The 617-nt window shown below is 72.4% G+C and carries 1 protein-coding gene; it reads right to left on the bottom strand.

Features of this window, described 5'->3' with window-relative positions; translation table 11 throughout:
• On the bottom strand, positions 1–584 hold a 584-nt coding region (locus MKL01_RS15815), incomplete at its 3' end, for a hypothetical protein (RefSeq protein WP_243906165.1).
• Positions 585–617 lie beyond the last annotated feature (33 nt).

The following is a 617-nucleotide window of genomic DNA, read 5'->3' as shown; positions in this document are numbered from 1 at the left end:
CCGAGGTTGAACAGATGGCCGGAACCGAGGCGCACGACCACGTCGGTTCCGCCCAACCGGGCGGTGGCGGCAGGCGTCTCGTAGCCGCCGGCCGCGAGGGTCAGCCGGTTCTTGGCGATGATGTCGCCGCTGGAGGACACGATGCCACCGGCGGCGAGGGTGAGATCGCCGCCCTGAGCCAGGAGGCTGCCGCTGTTGTCGACCCGGCCGCCGACCGCGACGCTGAGCGCGGTGAGCGAGCCGATCAGGCCGGAATTGGCAAGGTCGCCCCCGGCCCTGACGGCGAGGCTTTGCGCCACCACGCGCCCGCTGCTGGTAAGGGCGCCGGCGGTTTGGAGGGAGGCCGCGCCGTTGGCGAGGATGGAGTGGGTGTTGGCGAGACTGCGGGCGGAGAAGGCGAGGTCGCCGGTGGACTCGATGCGGCCCTGGTTGGCGGCCGCGCCGGTAAGAGCAAGGCGGACCGTGGCGCCGGAGACGCGCCCATCAGGCCCGTTGCCGAAGTCGCCGCCTTCGGCGTCGAGGCTGTTGGCGGCGACGAGCAGACCGAGGTTGAACAGATGGCCGGAACCGAGGCGCACGACCACGTCGGTTCCGCCCAACCGGGCGGTGGCGGCAGG

Origin of the sequence: Methylobacterium sp. J-070, from assembly GCF_022829385.1 — a bacterium.
GTDB lineage: Bacteria > Pseudomonadota > Alphaproteobacteria > Rhizobiales > Beijerinckiaceae > Methylobacterium.
The sequence above is the reverse complement of the archived record's forward strand: the minus strand, read 5'-3'. Positions and strand labels throughout refer to the sequence as shown.